This window comes from Streptomyces sp. DH12, assembly GCF_020873895.1.
In the GTDB taxonomy this organism is placed as follows: Bacteria; Actinomycetota; Actinomycetes; order Streptomycetales; family Streptomycetaceae; genus Streptomyces.
On the sequence record NZ_JAHWGT010000266.1, the window covers coordinates 1 to 731 of the forward strand.

Below are 731 nucleotides of genomic sequence, written 5' to 3' on the forward strand. Positions count from 1 at the left end.
CGCCGCGCCCCACTCGGGCACCACGCTGTGCGACTACCTGGAGGGCAAGGGCGGGCGGTCCCTGGTCCCGCCGCGGCACAAGGCGGCCACGCTGGTGCGGGCGCTGCGCCCGGACTACGTGGTGCTCCAGTTCTGGGGCAACGCGTGGGGCTACACGCCGTGCATGGACGGGATCACCCATGACGCCGCGCCGGAGCGCTACCTGGAGCGGTACGCGGCGGACGCGTGGCGGCTGACGGAGCAGATCGCCGAGGCGGGCGGCGACCGGCGGCCCCGGATCGTCTGGGTGCTCCAGGGTCCTGACCCTCTCGTCCCGGACCGGGTGCGCCGGGTGAACGGGATCTACGAGCGCCGGGCGGCCGCCTCGGGCGACCAGGTCGCCGACGCGGGCCGGGCGGTGTCCGCGCCGGGCGCCCGTCACGCCTGGACGCGGTACGTGCCGTGCGACGCCGTCGAGCGGGCGCACCCGGGCCTCTGCACCGATCCGGCCCGCGGCCGCACGGCCCTGCACCGCGCGGACGACCCGCTGCACTTCTGTCTCGCGCCCACGACGTCCGCACCGCGGCCGTGTCCGGTCCCGTCCCCGGGCGTCCTGCGCACGGCCGGCGAGATCGCCCGCGTGGTCACGGAGGACGCGGGCGGGCCGGGGTGAGCGCGGGGCGGCGCGGGGCCGGGAGCGTGCCCCGGCCCCCTGCCGTCGTCACGCCTCGCCCGCGTACGCCTTCTCCAGC

The 731-nt window shown here is 78.2% G+C and carries 1 protein-coding gene; it reads left to right on the forward strand.

Going from position 1 to position 731, the window contains the following annotated elements; genetic code table 11:
* A partial coding sequence (locus LPA54_RS33935) for an SGNH/GDSL hydrolase family protein (RefSeq protein WP_228984535.1) occupies positions 1-652 on the forward strand: 652 nt, incomplete at its 5' end.
* Between the last annotated feature and the right edge of the window lie 79 nt (positions 653-731).